Annotated in this window: 12 protein-coding genes and 1 pseudogene; 11 read left to right on the top strand and 2 right to left on the bottom strand. The window is 58.7% G+C overall.

From position 1 onward, the window contains the following. Positions 1-3: 3 nt before the first annotated feature. The 6 genes and pseudogenes from B9N88_RS32980 to B9N88_RS20060 all read left to right on the top strand — a co-directional run. Positions 4-237, top strand: a pseudogene (locus B9N88_RS32980) (ATP-dependent DNA helicase); the annotation flags it as partial. Between the two features lie 98 nt (positions 238-335). Further along, positions 336-704, top strand: a complete 369-nt coding sequence (locus B9N88_RS32985; RefSeq protein ID WP_027605757.1) for a hypothetical protein — start codon at positions 336-338, stop codon at positions 702-704. Between the two features lie 801 nt (positions 705-1505). Continuing rightward, entirely contained in the window at positions 1506-2708 is a 1203-nt protein-coding gene (locus B9N88_RS20045; RefSeq protein WP_027605759.1) for a nucleotidyltransferase domain-containing protein, read from the top strand. Then, entirely contained in the window at positions 2705-4423 is a 1719-nt protein-coding gene (locus B9N88_RS20050) for a ThiF family adenylyltransferase (RefSeq protein WP_027605760.1), read from the top strand. Before B9N88_RS20045 ends, B9N88_RS20050 begins: the two co-directional genes overlap by 4 nt. Next, positions 4413-4877 carry a Mov34/MPN/PAD-1 family protein gene (locus B9N88_RS20055; protein WP_027605761.1) on the top strand — a complete coding sequence of 155 codons (465 nt, stop codon included), beginning with the start codon at positions 4413-4415 and terminating at the stop codon, positions 4875-4877. Before B9N88_RS20050 ends, B9N88_RS20055 begins: the two co-directional genes overlap by 11 nt. Continuing rightward, complete coding sequence (locus B9N88_RS20060; RefSeq protein WP_027605762.1) at positions 4874-5944, top strand: SAVED domain-containing protein; 1071 nt, start codon at positions 4874-4876, stop codon at positions 5942-5944. The genes B9N88_RS20055 and B9N88_RS20060 overlap by 4 nt, the downstream gene beginning before the upstream one ends. A 197-nt stretch (positions 5945-6141) precedes the next feature. Here the strand turns inward: B9N88_RS20060 and B9N88_RS20065 are convergent, their stop codons facing one another. Then, positions 6142-7056 carry a LysR family transcriptional regulator gene (locus B9N88_RS20065; RefSeq protein WP_027605763.1) on the bottom strand — a complete coding sequence of 305 codons (915 nt, stop codon included), beginning with the start codon at positions 7054-7056 and terminating at the stop codon, positions 6142-6144. 268 nt (positions 7057-7324) lie between these two features. Here B9N88_RS20065 and B9N88_RS20070 point away from each other — a divergent pair, with 268 nt between their 5' ends. The 4 genes from B9N88_RS20070 to pgm all read left to right on the top strand — a co-directional run bounded on the left by B9N88_RS20070 (position 7325) and on the right by pgm (position 13614). Next, positions 7325-8347: a zinc-dependent alcohol dehydrogenase family protein gene (locus B9N88_RS20070; RefSeq protein WP_027605764.1), complete on the top strand. Its 1023-nt coding sequence runs from the start codon at positions 7325-7327 to the stop codon at positions 8345-8347. A 704-nt stretch (positions 8348-9051) separates the two neighbouring features. Further along, positions 9052-10470 (top strand): hypothetical protein, encoded by a 1419-nt coding sequence (locus B9N88_RS20075; RefSeq protein WP_027605765.1) that lies wholly within the window; start codon positions 9052-9054, stop codon positions 10468-10470. After that, on the top strand, positions 10467-11873 hold the full coding sequence (locus B9N88_RS20080) for an aminotransferase-like domain-containing protein (protein ID WP_027605766.1): 1407 nt from the start codon (positions 10467-10469) through the stop codon (positions 11871-11873). The genes B9N88_RS20075 and B9N88_RS20080 overlap by 4 nt, the downstream gene beginning before the upstream one ends. Before the next feature lie 97 nt (positions 11874-11970). Then, positions 11971-13614 carry a phosphoglucomutase (alpha-D-glucose-1,6-bisphosphate-dependent) gene (pgm, locus tag B9N88_RS20085; RefSeq protein ID WP_027605767.1) on the top strand — a complete coding sequence of 548 codons (1644 nt, stop codon included), beginning with the start codon at positions 11971-11973 and terminating at the stop codon, positions 13612-13614. 50 nt (positions 13615-13664) lie between these two features. Here the strand turns inward: pgm and B9N88_RS20090 are convergent, their stop codons facing one another. Continuing rightward, positions 13665-14360 (bottom strand): pirin family protein, encoded by a 696-nt coding sequence (locus B9N88_RS20090; RefSeq protein ID WP_027605768.1) that lies wholly within the window; start codon positions 14358-14360, stop codon positions 13665-13667. Positions 14361-14579: 219 nt separating this feature from the next. Between B9N88_RS20090 and B9N88_RS20095 the strand changes: the two genes are divergently transcribed. Beyond that, a complete protein-coding gene (locus B9N88_RS20095) occupies positions 14580-17027 on the top strand; it encodes a UvrD-helicase domain-containing protein (protein ID WP_027605769.1) in 2448 nt (815 codons plus the stop codon). The last annotated feature ends 7 nt before the right edge of the window (positions 17028-17034 follow it).

The raw sequence follows: 17034 nt of genomic DNA on the forward strand, positions 1-17034 counted from the left end.
GGAATGGAAGACGGGAGTCCGTTTTTCTTCGTCGATACTCACGCAGGGCCAGCACACCTAGTCACCTGGAAGGCGCTAGATTCTGTGACGCGGCTTGGCAGCACAGGCGCTTACACCCATGACCTCGGACGCTACCGGGTTTATCGAACTTTGGTAGAGCAGCCGGCTGTGCTTCGAGCTTTAGTAGCCCGTTACCCGCAAATCCTCGTTGATGAGTCTCAGGATTTGAGCGCGCTGCATCAGGCTATCTTGGAACTCATCATAAAGGCCGGTGCAACGGTGTCCCTCATCGGGGACGTAATCAAGGCATCTACGCTTTTGCGGGCGCTGACGGCATGTTTCTGCACACCTACGAGGCGCGGGCCGGTGTCACCCCATACAAGCTCACTCGAAATTATCGTTCGTTACCACCGATCATCGACATTGCGAACCGACTTTGTGGCAGGAACGACAAACCAGATCGAGATCCCGAGGCGGGGGGAGGTTATTTCATTGGGTACAAATATTCGGAGCTCCCCAGGCTGTTTGACTCGTTCAAAGCTCGAATCGACGAGTTGAAAATGCAGCACGACGATGCGGCAATTCTCTGCAGATCGGCGGATCGAGCGGTGATGCTGGCTGGAAAGGTCGCCCCTCCGGGACAAGGCACCGTTGCCATGTTCAGTGAAGCGGCGTTGCTACGAGATCAGCAAGGGCGCTATTAGGAGTGCTTTAAATGTGTATGCAGAGCTGTCGTCGGTTTGCTGGATGATCCTCCCCACGGACTCAGTACCGAGTTACAAGGTGCCCCGCATGAGGGATGGATGCTGCGGTTGAGGCGACTGCTATGGGCCTTCATTCGCAATGAAGACGCTGGTTTGCCGTCCTCAAATCTCATTGCCAAAACCGATTGGCATCCCTGGCTTGTGAAGAATCTTAAAATCCTGCTTGCGACAATCGAAAAGCAGTTTGGATTGAAGGCAGTTGGCACCCTAGGTAACAAGCTGGCAAAGACCAAGCTTCTGGAGCTCCCTCTTGCTGGTTAGGGTGCAGATGCCAAACAGGGGCCGGGTATCAGGGTAGAGACGGTCCATCGGGTAAAAGGTGAGTCCATCGGCGCAGTGCTGTATGTGGCGAAGAAGCCCAATGTCCAAGCGTTATTGGCAGGCACCGATGGCGAAGAGGGTCGTATCGGTTAGTTGGGCATGTTCAATTTTCGGGTCAGAGTCGCCCGGTGAAGCAGCCTTGTTCGTAACCAAGGCGATCCCGAGGTCGAATAGAGCTGCCTGTGGCCTGAAGACCATTGAATGCATGGTGACGCCACTCCTGGAAGGGAATGGCGAGATCCTGGGCAGCTTGACGTGAGCCACAGCACTCAATACGGATTACATTATCCCCCGATTGAAGGGGCGGTGGTTGGCCCCAGTTCCAAGAGGGGCGCGAATCGAACGGTGGCCACTACCGTCCCCCCAACGGTGGTGGCATATTAGTGCTATAGACAGGCAACATTCAGGGAATAGAGGTCCATGCCGACAAAAACTGCCGAAGATTTTCTGGCCGCGCTAGCGGATGAGCTTGCAATCAGCGAGTCACGTTACGACCAGGCTCGCCGCAGCTATGCATCATTGGGTGACTGGCTGCACCGTCCAGAGTCCACCGTCCTTGCTTACGATCCTCAGGTCTATGTGCAAGGATCATTTCGGCTGGGGACGGCAATTCGTCCTTTAAATGATGAGGAAGAGTACGACGTCGACTCAGTGTGTCTGCTCCGGTTCCTTGGAACGAGAGATCTGACCCAGGCGCAGCTGAAGGAGCTTGTCGGGAACGAGATAAAGGCATACCGCAGAGCCCAGAACATGGTGAAGCCTGTTCGAGAGGGACGGCGTTGCTGGGTGCTTGACTATGCAGATGGTGCCCAGTTTCACATGGATATAGTCCCGGCTGTCCCAAACGCTGAGCGGCAGCGGTTGTTGCTCGAAGCTCGAAATCTTGACCTGAAATGGTCCGAGACGGCGATGGTCATTACGGATCTTGAGTCGCCTGTCTACCATGTGGTTTCCGATGACTGGCAGCGCTCCAACCCGAAGGGTTATGCCGAGTGGTTCAAGGGCAGGATGGGGGAAGTGTTCGAGCGCCGCAAGCGCGCATTGGCGGAGTCGATCAGAGCCAGCGTCGAAGATATTCCAGATTACAAGGTAAGAACACCTCTTCAGTCCGCCATCATGATCTTGAAGCGTCATCGTGACGGCATGTTCGAAGGGCGGTACGACGAACGCCCGATCTCGATCATCATCACGACACTTGCCGCCCATGCTTACAATGGCGAGGAAAAGATCGCTGATGCCTTGTACGCAATCCTCTCGCGGATGCATGACTTCATCGAGCATGATGGATCACACTGCATTATTCGCAACCCTTCCGATCCCCTTGAAAACTTTGCAGACAAGTGGCCTGTACATCCGGAACGGGAGGTCGCGTTTTTTGAGTGGTTGCATCAGGCACGTCAAGATTTTGAGAAGCTAGCGGGCCAGGTTGAGCGTCGCCGTCTGATCGAGAGTGTTCAACCCCGCATGGGGGCTGCCGTCGAGAGGGCTGCCACACGTCTCGGCCCTCTACCTGGCAGCATGCTGAGTCCTGCTTCAGCCGCCGCTGCAATCGCTTCAACAGCCAGTGCCCCAGCTTTTCCGAATACTCGGCGGGAACCTACTTCGCCAAGGGGGTTTGCTTGATCTGGTGGGCGGAGCAACCACGCAGGGCACAGTCGGAGCGTGCTGCGATATCGGAACTGGCAGACAAACATGACTGGCTACAAGCGGTGGTCTGGAGGCTCACCGGGGAGCTACAGATCGCCGTCGACTTCGAGCTGGTAGTGAATGATAGGGTTATTCCACTGACACTGGACTTTCCTGAGTTCTTTCCGGATGTGGTGCCGTCGGTTGTATCCCGCGAAAAGGAACGTCTGTCCGGCCATCAGTACGGCCCATCGGGTGAGCTGTGCTTGGAGTACCGCTCCGACAATTGGATGCCAGAGATCACTGGCGCCATGATGATCGAAAGTGCTCATCGCCTGCTTTCATCCGAACAGGAAACTGGTGAGCCCGCGCCGTCAGATCACAGAGTCCTCCCTGCGCAGCGAGCAAGAAACTCCAAATTCCGCTTCCTCTATTCCAGGGCTGTATGGGCTGGCCTGTTGTCGGTTGAAGAGGGACATGCAGTGGATGCTGAGCTGCAGGAGCATCACCTCGCCGGTGTATACGCCGCTCAGCTTGCACGAATAGGCCCTACAGAGGAGCCCATTTGGCAAGAGCCCAACAGACGTGGCTATGGTGCTACCTCATTGAAAGCAAAGGTAGTCCGCTTGCCAGAGGGGGCTGCAGTCAAGTGTCGAGCAGTCGATGAGCTTGTCGCACTACTAGAGCAGTTTGGCCTTGGAGAGTTGGCATCTGACTTGGTACAAGAGCCGAGCGAGATTGAAGTCATCCTCTTCGACGGACAGAGTATTCAAGCGCTGATGATGTTGGGCCAGGCTGGAGCAAAAACGCTCATCAACTACGACCTGGTATTTGCTGAGCGTGATGGCGCTCGTCTTGATCCCGCATACGTCAACCTCGGGTCTGCCAAGGTTGCGATTGTTGGCTGCGGATCTCTAGGTTCCAAGGTGGCCGTGCAGCTTGCCAGAGTTGGTGTGGGCAAGTTTGTGCTGGTGGATGGCGACATTCTGGCTGTGGGTAATTTGGTTCGTAATGAACTCGATTGGCGGGCGGTGGGGATGCACAAGTCGCAAGCACTGGCCGCTCGCGTGAATGAAGTAAATGCCGATTGCGAAGTCCTCACTCGTACTACTGTGCTCGGTGGCCAAGAGAGCGGAGGGTCAACCGCTACCACGATGGAGTACATCGCAGACTGTGATTTGATCATTGATGCAACCGCCGATCCCACGGTCTTCAACCTTTGTTCGGCCATTGCACGAAGAGCCAAGAAATCATTGTGCTGGGCTCAGGTGTTTGGTGGTGGGGCTGGCGGAATAGTTGTTCGGTTACGTCCAGATATAGATCCCACACCTTTGGAGACCCGTAGGCGCATTGAGGCGTGGTACGCCACTCAGGGCGTCGAATGGCCTGATGAGCCGGCCGCCCAGCCTTATGCTGGGGACGGCGAATCGGGAGTGCCGCTGATAGCCGACGATGCAGACGTCACTGTGATTGCTGCGCACCTGTCTCGCTTTGCCACTGACCTACTTGCTCGTCCCGAAGCGACGATCTTCCCATACTCCGCTTATTTGATTGGCCTGTCTGGAAGATGGCTCTTTACGGCGCCATTCGATGTTAGGCCGATCGATCTTGGCCCAACCGATGGTTGGAGCATGGAGGTACAAGATGGCGACGTTGAGGCCTTCAAGAAATTCTTCGCAGACCTTCTACCAAAGGCCAACGATGCAAGTTGAATTTGCGGATAGCGTCAAGGAGCAGTTGCGAAAGGCGCTCAGAGCGGCGGGTAGTCGAGAGATTGGCGGTGTGTTGATGGGGGAGCAGATTGAGCCCGGTCATTTCCGAGTTGTTGACTTGACGATTGACAGCCAGACGGGAGGGCAAGCCCATTTCGTCCGGAGTTCGGAAGCCCATGCCGAGGCGTTGAATGCGTTCTTCTGCGAAACCGGGCATCAATATGATCGCTTCAACTACTTGGGTGAGTGGCATTCGCACCCTCGATTCCCGGTGACGCCAAGTGCTCAGGACGTTGAGTCTATGGTCGATCTTGTCAACGGTGAGCGCGGTATCGATTTTGCGGTTCTGCTGATCGTTCGGCTGCAATGGTGGCGTAAGATCTCATGTTCTTGCACCTTGTTTCGTCGCCATTTTAGCCCATCACCGGTTGTCATTCTGGAGCATAGACATTGATAAATTACTTCATTAAATCGCTTATCGATTGGGTCTTCAGGCGACGTTCGCCGGGCGTCACACTGATTCGAGTAGGCGTGCCCCTCTTTGGTCTGGTGCTCGTAGGACTGACAGTCGGCATTACGATTCCAACTTCCCAGGGGCCGTTTAACTTTAGCTGGGATACCTCTGGAAGCTCCGGTGCGTTGAGCTGGGGTGTGTTCGCGATAGCTTGTGTGATTGTATTGCTAGGTGGATGGCTGGTCGTTTGTGATATCCGCCGAGAGAGCCGTAAGAAGGTCATCGTGATCGAGGCCAGAGGGTTGAGAGATTGGCAAGGTCAACCTCTGGCTTCAGCGGTTCCCTCATCAATACCCGGTCGCCGTGAGCAGGTGATCAGCGACTTGAGGCAAGGAGTTGTAGACGGGCAGATCGTGAGCCCAGAGGCTGCAGTACGTCGAATTTCAAGCCTGCCGGATGACATTGCACGACGTTGCGATGGGTTGGATCGATCCGATATATCGTTTGTGCTCGGTGGGCTTGCACCGGTGCCATTGCTTTTTCTCCTCGGAGTGATCGTCGACGATGAGTCAAACACGGTCATCATGGACTGGGATCGGCAACTGCGTGCCTGGCGTGGGTTGACCGTTGATGATGACGGTAAACGCTTTGTGGTGGCAGGCTTGGATACCTTGCAAGCAGGGGCGACCCGCGTGGCGCTCTGTGTGTCCGCTTCGTACGATGTTTTGGATGTTGATGTGCAGATCGCTGAAGCAGGAACGCCCATTATCCGGATGGATCTGGAAGGGCGTGGTACCGACACGCATTGGTCCGAGTTGAAACAACAACAACTCGCTCAGCAGTTTCTCGATACAGTTATGTCCTTGGTTCGAAAAGGCGTTACAGAAATAACTTTGTTTCTGGCTGCCCCTGCAAGCCTGGCATTGCGGCTAGGCATGTTGTATGACAAGCGGAATCTGCCTCGCCTGGAGGTCAATCAGTACGAACAGGCCGATCCCAAACGATTCCCTTGGGTAGTGCGCATGCCTGTAGCGGGGGTGCTCCAGCCGGAAATCGTACACCGATGATGTCGCTAAAGTTCTCTTGGCGCTTAGCGAAACACTGATGCTTAGGCAGGATTGCGGGCAGTGGGGGCATCCTTTTCAAACCATCCAAAGCATGCCCTCAGATGTGCCCCCAATGTAGCAATCCACTGGAAGTGCATGGAGCTCCATGGTTTGTGGAAAGGCAAAAATGATCAGATGAACAGCCTGCCCGACGACACCTAAAGACTCTCAGGGTCGCCAAAAAACATCTGTATCCGCGACCGCAACCACCGCTCCCCCGGATCATTGTCCTGCGACCCACGCCAAGCCATATGCAGCTCGAACGAACGCACCGGCAACGGCGGTTCTTCCGCGCGCAACCCCCCTGCGGCGGTCAGTGCCTCGGCGGCATAGTCCGGCACAATGGCGACAATGTCCGTGCCTGCCAGCAATGTCCCCAGCCCGTTGAACTGCGGCACCGCCAGCACCACATGGCGTTTGCGGTCGAGTTTCTCCAGTTCTTCATCGATGAACCCGCTCAAGTCGCCGGCGAACGACACCAGGGCGTGGGGACGGGCGCAGAAGTCGTCCAGGCTCAGGGAGCCCGGGACGCTGTCGGCGCGCAGCAGCTTCGGCAGGCTGCGGCGCAGTACTTTGCGCTTGGCGTTGGCCGGCAGGTCGGCGGTGTAGCTGACGCCGATGGAAATTTCGCCGGAGGCGAGCAGGCCGGGCATCAGGATGTAGTTGACGCGGCGCACTACCAATACGATGCCGGGCGCTTCCGCGCGCAGGCGTTTTAGCAGTTGGGGCAGCAGGGCGAATTCGACGTCGTCGGACAGGCCGATGCGGAACACCGCGGTGCTGGTGGCCGGGTCGAACTCGGCGGCGCGGCTGACGGCGGTGGAAATCGAGTCCAGGGCCGGGGAGAGCAGGGCGAAGATTTCCACGGCCCGGGCCGAGGGTTCCATGCTGCGGCCGGTGCGCACGAACAGGGGGTCGTCGAACAGCCCACGCAGGCGCGACAACGCGGCGCTGATGGCTGGTTGGCCGAGGAACAATTTCTCGGCGGCGCGGGTCACACTGCGCTCATGCATCAAGGTTTCGAATACGATCAAGAGGTTAAGGTCGACACGACGCAGGTCGTTACGGTTCATCTTGTGTCCTGGAAGAGTCAGCTTTATTTGACGAGAACGGCGATATAAGAGCCCTGAAGGTCCATTCAGACGCGTGACCGGTATGAATCTTACGGGGAAAGGCTGGTACTCTGCACCGGCTAATTGAGTTTTCCTACGATACTTGAGGTCTATTCCTCAGATGCGGAATCAATGACAGACATGTCGACTATTAACGGCGACCGGTGGCCTTAGCCGGAAAGCCCAGATAGAGTTCATGGCAATAGAGGTTACTTTGACGAGGTTTGCGATGTCCCGCACGATCCGTTTTCACAAGTTTGGTCCGGCCGAGGTGCTCAAGTGCGAAGAGCATGCAGCCGCGCAGCCCGCACCGGGCGAAGTGCAGGTCCGTGTCGAGGCGATTGGCATCAGCTGGTATGACATTTTGTGGCGCCAGAACCTGGCGTCTTCCCACGCACGCCTTCCATCCGGCCTTGGCCATGAGATGGCCGGGGTGGTCGTTGCCTTGGGCGAGGGCGTGGATGACTTGGCAGTGGGCGATAAAGTGGCCAGTTTTCCGGCCGAGAGCCCCAATGATTACCCGGTGTATGGCGAACAGATCGTCCTGCCCCGTTCGGCCCTGACCCGCTATCCGGACGTCCTGAGCCCCATCGAAGCCAGCGTGCACTACACGCCGCTGCTGATTGCCTACTTTGCGTATGTGGACCTGGCACGGGTCAAGCCCGGGCAGTTTGCCCTGGTGACCGACGCCAGCCATTGCGCCGGCCCTTCGTTTGTGCAACTGGGCAAGGCCCTGGGTGTGCGGGTGATTGCCGCCACCAAGGACAGCGCTGAGCGCGAGTACCTGCTTTCTCTTGGCGCAGAAAAAGTCATTGTCACCGAGGAACAGGACCTGCTGATGCAAATCAACAAGTTCACCGACAACCGCGGTGTCGATGTGGTGTTCGATGGCTTGGGGGGCCCGCAGATGTCGCTGCTCGGTGATGTGCTGGCGCCCCGTGGCAGCCTGGTGCTGTATGGCTTGCAGGGTGGTAACCAGACACCGTTCCCGGCGTGCGCGGCGTTCCAGAAGAACATTCAGTTCTTCGTGCACTGTATCGGCAACTTCACCGGCAAGCCGGAGCTGGGCATCATCCAGGATCAGGTGGCGTTGCAGCGTGCGTTGCGTGACATCAACCAACTGACCGCCGATCGTGTGCTCGTGCCCCTGAAAACCACGGTGTTTCCGTTCAATCAGTTTGTCGAAGCCCACCGTTACATGGATGAATGCCCGTGCCGCGAGCGGGTTGCGTTGCAGGTTGCGGCTGTTTGAGCTGTAGGAGTATTCGTAAATGAGCGCTCCGACGCCTGAGTGAATGGGGCAAATGCGCCATTTGACAGGGCTTAACCCGCCCGCCCCAGAAGCTGCCGACCTGGCACTTTAGCCCACAAATCCGGCCCTCTCTCCCTGACGCCGCCCTGAATCCCAGTGCGGCGTCGTTGCATGTGCACCTTTTACGCGACATCGGTTGTTCATCTGAACTGGTTTTCGGCCCGCTTCTGTATCTATTAATCATTATTCCAACACTGATAATTGCGCCTTCACTTTCATCTCAAGGACTGAGCAATGATTGAATCCATGACTCGGCTGCTGATAGTTGCTCGAACTATCGACGCGGCCCACAGGTGTACTCAGCAAGACAGGTACTTTCATAAAGCGTACCGGCCATGCAAATGGAAAAGTTGTTTGAGCCTATTGTCGGACACTTCTTTAAAAGGCTGGTTAAAAACGCGTAGGACCTTGTCGGAAGACTCCTAAGGCTAACCTTTTAGAAATTTTTACCAGTACTTTCATTAGGTTATGCGCCTGTGCGGGTAAAAGATGCGTCCCGGCAATCCCTGTCGTTTTGTTGCGTGGTGCTAGTGTTTAATCATCGGCGCACAATGCGAGGCGCGATTTTCCTACACGCAAAATAGGTCAAGCAAACACTGTCAGCAGTTGCTTGAAACTGATATTTCAACTCGGGTAGTAGAACTATGAGCACTATTCACGAACAGGCTATGAATCATGTTTACCAGCAAGTTCTGCAACGTCTGATCGGGCACTTCAGTCGCGCGGGACGTACCGCTCTCCAGTTACTGGTCCAGCGAATCATTGTCGCGGCAGGCGGGATGGAACAGGTGGGGGACTTCAAGGTACTGGTGGCCCACGGTGGCGGTGAAGTCAGCAGCTATACCCTGGCGCTGCTGCGAGCTGCTCAACTGACCATTGCCGGTCGCGCGCCACGTACCTTTCAACTGAGGGTCGCGACGTTACGTCACGCGGGCATGACCGAGGGGCAGCTCGATACCCTGAATCGCGGCTACGGCCGGCTGTTTCTCCACGACGACCCGCGTGTCGAGTTGTTGATGGTGGAAAACCAGGAGGTACAACCCTTCAATCACCAGCGTCCGGCCTCAGCGATCGGGCGAAAGATCAGCCAGCGCAATATGTTGATGATGGGCCATGTGAGTGCCGGGGACTGCCGCGCCACCCTGTGCAACGACACTTACCTGGCCGTCGGTGATTTTTACCAGCGTGTCACCACGTGCAATGGCGGCGTCCACGCGCTGGTCAGTGGTGACTCCCCGCGCAGGCAAAGTCAGTTTCTTGCCTGGCTCAAGAAAACCGCCCAGGGCGCAGGCGTCCGAGTTCCCAAGGGCCATCCGCTGTCGCTCAACGCGTTGTTCGCCCACATGGACGAGTGGAGCACCGCTTATTACCAGGATGTGTTCGGTGAGCATTACGTGGCCAGCGATAACCCCAGCACGGCGGGGCATCGTCACTTGGCCTACATCGGCATCGCCGACCTGCTGGAAGATGTCGACATCGCGTCGACCTCCCTGCTGACCGAGTTCATGGCCTACGCTCCCGATCCACTGGGCTTTCACTTCAGCCATCCGGCCTATTCCAATCCGTTGCTGATGGCTCACCTACGTGGGTTGCAGGCCGAATGCCTGCGTGCGCTGGATTATGAGGACGGCGTCGAAGGCTTTGTGCAGCAGGCCGCCGCGTACATGCGCCATTTGCGCATGCCCGACGACTTGCTCATTCAGGCCGGGACCCGCGAAGGGCGCATGCTCTGGAGTACCTACGCCCAGGAGTTCTTCGGCTTGGATGAGACCCAGCTGACCTGCCTGCTGTTTTCACCCTTTGTTCATCACGGAGAGCGACTGGAAGGTTATTTGCGCCAATGTCACCCGGGCATGCTGGTGGCGTTGCCTGAGTTGCACAAAGTCCTCCAGGGCAACGGTTCCGCCGAAATGCTGCAGCAGTGGGTAACGGACACCAGCGGTTTGCCGATGCCCTTGTTGCAGCACCTGTACCGCAAACGGCCGCTGGCCAGAGAAAACGGCATGTGTCGCGCCGCTGCGGCCCAGGGCGCCGCGCAGGCCGTGCCATTGTTCGGGCGATGACCCTGCGCGGCGAGCGTCAGGCGGATTTCGCGTATCAGGCGGTCTATCGCTACATGATCAGCCTGATCAACGAGGTCAGTACCGACACCCGGGTAAAACTGCCGTCGTTACGGCAGTTGGCCGGACGCCTGAACGTGTCCATTTCAACGATCCAGTACGCCTATGCGCTGCTGGAGAAGGAGGGCAGGGTGTATTCGGTGGCCAAATCCGGCTATTACGCCTGGCCGATGTCGGCAAACCCGCTGGCCTGGGCCGGCGGGGATTTGCTTGATCGCCTCTACGCGGCGGCCCGGCGCCCCGGCATGCTGGTACTCAGTGGTGACGAGCCGGCATTGCTGGGCTCCCTGGATGAAACACTGCTGCGGCTCGAGCGGGAACTGGTGCGCCAGTACCCGTCGCATTTGCAGCCCTGGTCCCAGCCCTGCGGTGTATGGGAATTACGCGCAGCCCTGGCCGCGCGCTATACCTCGTCGCCCATGCGCTGCTGGCATGCCGACGACGTGTACATCGGCGCCGACCTGCGCGGCGTGCTGGATATCCTGATCGAAGTGCTGGGCCTGCGGGGCACCACCGTGATTGTCGAGTCGCCCTGCGACTGGCTGATCCTGCGCCTGTTGCAGGACGCCGGGGTGCGCATCATCGAGTTGCCCTGGACGCCGGAGGGTCGTCTGGATCGAACTGTGCTGGGGAAGCTGTTGCGTGATGAGCCGGTGCATCTGGTGTTGCTCTCGTCTTCCGTCAGCCTGCCCAGCGGGGTGGCCATGTCAATCGACGAGCGTCTCGACGTGGCACACCTGCTGGAGCAGTCCGGTTGCTGGTTGCTTGAAAACGACACCTTTGGCGAGCTGGGTTTTGAAGCCCCCCACACCGCATTGCGTGAACGGGTGAACCCTGAGCGGCTGATCGTGTTTTCTTCGTTCGAGAAAGCGCTCGGCTCGGAAGCCCCCTACGGCTACCTGCTGTGCCGGCGCATGAGCAATGAGTTGCAGCGTCAGTTCCTGCTGCGCTCATTCCGTTTATCGTCGATCCGTCAGCGCGCGATTGCCCGTTTGTACCAAAGCGGGCGGATTGACCAGCACCTGCGCACACTGCGCCAACGCCTGAGCGAGCAGGCGGCGCACATGAGCCAGCGCCTGGAACAGCACTTGGGCGACCAGGTGACTTATCGGATGCCGGCTGCCGGTGCCGCGTTCTGGCTGGCCTCCACCCGGGCCGTAGACATGCGCCAGGCATTTCAGCGCCTGCTGGCACGGCAAGTGGTGATCGCCCCCGGGGAGCTGTTCAGTGTCAGTGGCTTGCACCAGCAGCACCTGCGCGTGAGTCACACCTTCCACGGGCAACCCAATCTGGACATTGCCCTGGAAGCATTGAGCGACGCATTGCGCCAGGCGCAGACTGGGTGAAATTTCTCTTAACGATGTAGGATCGATACCGTCGCGCAGCAGTCCAACTCTCAGTAAACTGCCATTTTTTCCGAATCCTTCTATCCGAGGTTTATGCATGACAATCAGTCCTTTTGCGGGCAAGCCGGCGCCGGCCCAGTTGCTGGTGGATATCCCGCGACTGGTCACGGCCTATTACACCGGCCAGCCTGATGCAGCGATCTCCACCCAGCGCGTAGCCTTTGGTACGTCCGGGCACCGTGGCAGCTCGTTCGAACTGAGCTTCAACGAATGGCATGTGCTTGCCATCAGCCAGGCCATCTGCCTGTATCGCGAGGCCCAGGGCATCGACGGCCCGCTGTTCGTTGGCCTGGACACCCATGCGCTGTCGACCCCGGCCGGTGCCAGCGCACTCGAAGTGCTGGCTGCCAACGGTGTGCACGTGATGCTCGCCGAAGGCGATGAATACACGCCAACCCCGGCAATTTCCCACGCCATCATCTGCTACAACCGTGGCCGTACCAGCGGCCTGGCCGACGGCATCGTTATCACGCCGTCCCACAACCCGCCGCAAAGTGGCGGCTACAAGTACAACCCGCCCAACGGCGGCCCGGCCGATACCCACGTCACCAAGTGGATCGAAGCCAAGGCCAACGAACTGCTGGCCAATAAACTGGCCGGGGTCAAGCGCATCACCCATGCGCAGGCGCTCAAGGCCGACACCACCCATCGCCATGACTACCTCAACAGCTACGTGGCCGACCTGATCAACGTGATCGACATGGACGCCATCCGCAGTGCCGGCCTGCGCCTGGGCGTGGATCCGCTGGGCGGAGCAGGGGTGCGCTACTGGTCGGCGATTGCCGAGCACTATCGACTGAACCTGGAGGTGGTGAACACTGAAGTCGACGCCACGTTCCGCTTCATGAGCGTCGACTGGGACGGCCAGATCCGCATGGACCCGTCCTCCAGCTACGCCATGCAAGGCCTGATCGGTCTCAAGGAACGCTTCGACGTGGCCTTCGCCTGCGACCCGGACCATGATCGCCATGGCATCGTGACCCCGTCCGGCGGCCTTTTGGCGCCGAACAACTACCTGGCGGTGTCCATCGACTACCTGTTCCAGAACCGTCCCGACTGGCGCGCCGATGCGGCCGTGGGCAAGACCGTGGTCAGCAGCGGTCTGATCGATCGCGTGGCCGCACGCATCGGTCGTCGCCTGTATGAAGTGCCGGTAGGCTTCAAGTGGTTTGCCGATGGCCTGTTCGAGGGTTCATTGGGCTTTGGCGGCGAAGAAAGCGCCGGGGCGTCGTTCCTGCGCAAGGATGGCACGGTGTGGAGCACCGACAAGGACGGCCTGATCCCGGCATTGCTGGCGGCGGAAATGACCTCGCGCAAAGGCCAGGACCCGAGCCAGATCTACCGTGGCCTCACCGATGCCTTGGGCGAGCCGTTCGCCATTCGTGTCGACGCCAAGGCCACCCCGGCGCAAAAAGCCTTGCTGGGCAAGCTGTCGCCAGAGCAGGTGACCTCCACGCAACTGGCCGGGGAAAGCATCCAGCAGATCCTCAGCCACGCGCCGGGCAACGACCAGGCGATTGGCGGCCTGAAAGTGATGACCGAAAACGGCTGGTTTGCCGCACGACCATCGGGCACCGAGGACATCTACAAGATCTACGCTGAGAGCTTTATTGGTGAAGATCACCTCAAGCAGCTGGTGCAAGAGGCGCAGGTACTGGTAGACGGCGCCATCTCCCAGTAACAACGCAAAACCCCTGTGGGAGGAGGATTGCCTTCCTCCCACAGGGTTGATCAGGCCAGGTCGACCAACACGATCTCGCTGTCTTCAACCGCCGTCACCCGCAACACCTGCTCATTCTCAACCGCTACACCGTCTCGAGCGTGCGCACGCAAGCCGTTGACTTCAATCACGCCGGTCGCCGGCACCAGGTAAGCTCGACGGCCGCTGTCCAAGCGGTATTCCGCGCTTTCCCCGGCTTTCAGGTTCGCCGCTACCAGGCGGGCATCCGCGCGGATGCGCAGGCTCTCGCTGTCACCGGCCTTGCCACTGGCCAGGGTCACAAACCCTTCGCGATCACCTTTCGGAAACGGCTTGGCGCCCCAGGAGGGTGGCAGGCCGGCCTCGTTCGGGATGATCCAGATCTGGAAGATCTTGGTCGGCGTCGCTTCCAGGTTGTACTCGCTGTGGGCGATCCCCGTGCCTGCGCTCATTACCTGCACGTCACCGGCCTCGGTGCGGCCCTTGTTGCCCAGGTTGTCGGCGTGGCTGATCGCGCCTTCACGGACATAGGTAATGATCTCCATGTCGCGATGGGCGTGCTGCGGGAAGCCGGTGCCGGGGGCAATGATGTCGTCGTTCCAGACCCGCAGGTTGCCCCAGTGCATGCGCTTGGGGTCGTGGTATTCGGCAAATGAAAAGTGGTGATGGGCGTCAAGCCAGCCGTGGTGGGCGCCGCCCAGGGTGTTGAAAGGTCGAAGTTCAAGCATGATCGTCTCCTGTTGATGGCGCCCATGATCCGTGAGCCCATGATCGATAAAAAGCGTAAAAAATGCCTGATTCCTATCGGTGAATTAGATTGATTGCTGGCGTTTTGACTTTCACTTCATCGCCTAACTGCATGACGGTAAAGCAATTGGCTGGAACTGAGCGCCGATTCCGGCGACCATGGTGCCCTTGTCAAAACCCAGCTCATCGCAGGAGTCCGCGTGCCGCAACACAAGCCTGATCTGCCCCCCGAACTGCGTCCATTGGCGGAAATGCCGCTGCTCAAACGCCTTGCCGCACGCCTGTTTGGCCATGGCCTGACGCGTTTGCGCGCACAGCATCGGTTTTCCTGGTTGCACGGGCAGGCCGATGGTTTTCGCAGTGGTCACGAGGCCGGCGTGGAGTATGGCTATCGCGAGGGCAAGGCCGATGGCATCGAGGAAGGCCGACAAGTCCTGTTGATCCGCGACTTCCGTCCCGATGAGCACAGCGCGCCCGGCGTCGATGACAGCCTGTTCGACGATTGGCGGCTACCCTTGACCGCCGACGTGAAGAAACGCATCAAGGCTGACGTGGCCCGCTTGCTGCCGGCCCATGCCCAGCCGAGCGCGGCGCAATGGAAGATGATCTTCAGCGATACGCCGTCAACCTCGGTGATCGCCGGTGCCGGCGCGGGTAAATCCACCTCGCTGGTGCTGCGTATTTTGCTGCTCACCCATTACCTGGGCTTCGAATTGAGCTCGATGACCGTGGTGACCTTCACCCGCGAGTCGCGCAAAGACTTCATCAACAAGCTCATGGACATTCTCACCCTGTGGGGCCAACCCATTGATATGAAAGAAGCCCAGGCGGTGGTACGGACCTTTCACTCGCGCATCCTGCCGATGGTCCGCAGCCTGCCGGGTTTTGAACGCCTGCAGGCGTTTGAAAACCTCAGTGCCGGTTTCGAAGACGCTGACAGCAACCCGTTCGACCTGCGCATCAGCGACGCCCAGCGCCAGCAGATGAATGCGTGCTACCACCAGTTGCAGGGGCGACATGCACGGTTTCGTGAACTGATTGCGCCACTGGCACGCCAGGGCCTGCAACTGCGCGAACTGGAGCGCGATCATCCGGATGTACAAAAGCGCATAGCCGTGACCGAACTGGCGGCCAAGCGCGATGAAGAACTCTGCGATGTGATCGAGGACCTGTGGTTTCGTGCCGGCGCCTGGCCGATCAAGGGGATTGAGCCCAGTCGCCAGCGCTTCGAAATCAATGGCGCGCAGTTCCATTGCCACGGCTATATCCCGGCGCTGGATGCGTGGGTAATGCTGGGCTTTGATCCCAGGGAAAATGCCCAGATCAGCCGGCCGAATTCGAAGCTGTCGGTCCGTGCAGAGTGGGCGGTAAAGCGCACCTTGTTTCAAGCTTTCTGTCGTAAGCCATTGATATGGTTTGATAGCTATGACGCATCAAAGCGTCTGTTAAGCAGCCTCGCCGGGGATGCCAGCGCGGGTCCCGGTTTTGATTACAAGGTCAAGGGCGAGCTGGTGTCGGCGCCGCTGCTGGACAGTTTCGTGATGGCCGCCGGCTTTATCGAGAACCTGGGGTTGGACGTGCCGACTGCCGTCGGCCAGATGAGCTTCGCCAAGGACGACCCGGACCGCTTCTTCTTCGAGGCCCTGAGCATCTTCTGGAAAGCCCTGGAAGATCACCTGCTGGATCAGTCGCCGCCGATCATGACCTATAACCGCATGTTCTCGCTGTTCGGCGAGAACACCCCGGAAAACCTCAAGCTCCTCAGCGATCCGCTGCTGCGGCCGATGTCGCACCTGATGATCGACGAATTCCAGGACGTATCGCCCCAGATCGTCTCGTGGATACGCGCCAGCCTGCGGGAAATCCGCAGTCGTGGGCCGGCGATGCATGTGGGCCGTGGCGCGCAACGTTCGTCCTTGCTGTGCGTGGGTGATGACTGGCAGTCGATCTACGGCTGGCGCGGCAGTTCGCCCAAGTACTTCATGGAATTCAACCAGCAATTCCCGGCGCCGAGCACTACCCGCGTCATGCTCGGCGAGAACTACCGCAGCCATCAGCACATCATCGACGCCGCCGAACATATCGTGCGCGCTGCGCCGGCAATCCCGGGAAAAAAGGCCAAGGCCAGCGGCACGCCAAAAGCCTTGGTGCCGGTCACGGTACTGGAGCGGGACGATGCGGCGTTGGGGCGGCAACTGCTGGAGCATTATCAAAGGGGCGATTCGATATTAATGCTGTATCGAAAAAGTAGCGATAAGCTACTGATTCAAGAGCATATTCAGTCGATTGTTAATGTTGATTCCAGCTTGCCTGCAGCGACGCGCAGGTTGAAGCAGCTGACGTACCACAGCGCCAAGGGCCTGCAGGCGGATACGGTGTTCCTGCTCGGGGATTGCCAGCATGTGACCAGCTCGCCCTACAAGAACCAGGTCTACCGCATGGCGGGCCTGGGTAAGGAGGGGGACAGCGAACCCTATGACACTGCGCAAAAGGACGAAGTGCTGCGCCTGGCCTACGTCGGGATTACCCGGGCCGTGAGCCATTGCTACTGGTATGTGGAAAAACCCGAAGGCCAGGCGGTGAATGTGCCCAAGGCCTCGGAGCGGGTCGACGGCAAGAAAGCGTTTTTCGACGATCAGCGCCATTAGCAGGGGA

The sequence above is a fragment of the Pseudomonas sp. LAMO17WK12:I1 genome (assembly GCF_900177315.1).
GTDB lineage: Bacteria > Pseudomonadota > Gammaproteobacteria > Pseudomonadales > Pseudomonadaceae > Aquipseudomonas > Aquipseudomonas marginalis.

Bases quoted from the DNA above. Each gene is read 5' to 3' on its own strand.
- B9N88_RS20045 (WP_027605759.1), top strand. From the start codon at position 1,506: ATGCCGACAAAAACTGCCGAAGATTTTCTGGCCGCGCTAGCGGATGAG.
- B9N88_RS20065 (WP_027605763.1), bottom strand. From the start codon at position 7,056: ATGAACCGTAACGACCTGCGTCGTGTCGACCTTAACCTCTTGATCGTA.
- B9N88_RS20055 (WP_027605761.1), top strand. From the start codon at position 4,413: ATGCAAGTTGAATTTGCGGATAGCGTCAAGGAGCAGTTGCGAAAGGCG.
- pgm (WP_027605767.1), top strand. From the start codon at position 11,971: ATGACAATCAGTCCTTTTGCGGGCAAGCCGGCGCCGGCCCAGTTGCTG.
- B9N88_RS20090 (WP_027605768.1), bottom strand. From the start codon at position 14,360: ATGCTTGAACTTCGACCTTTCAACACCCTGGGCGGCGCCCACCACGGC.
- B9N88_RS20080 (WP_027605766.1), top strand. From the start codon at position 10,467: ATGACCCTGCGCGGCGAGCGTCAGGCGGATTTCGCGTATCAGGCGGTC.
- B9N88_RS20070 (WP_027605764.1), top strand. From the start codon at position 7,325: ATGTCCCGCACGATCCGTTTTCACAAGTTTGGTCCGGCCGAGGTGCTC.
- B9N88_RS20075 (WP_027605765.1), top strand. From the start codon at position 9,052: ATGAGCACTATTCACGAACAGGCTATGAATCATGTTTACCAGCAAGTT.
- B9N88_RS32985 (WP_027605757.1), top strand. From the start codon at position 336: ATGTTTCTGCACACCTACGAGGCGCGGGCCGGTGTCACCCCATACAAG.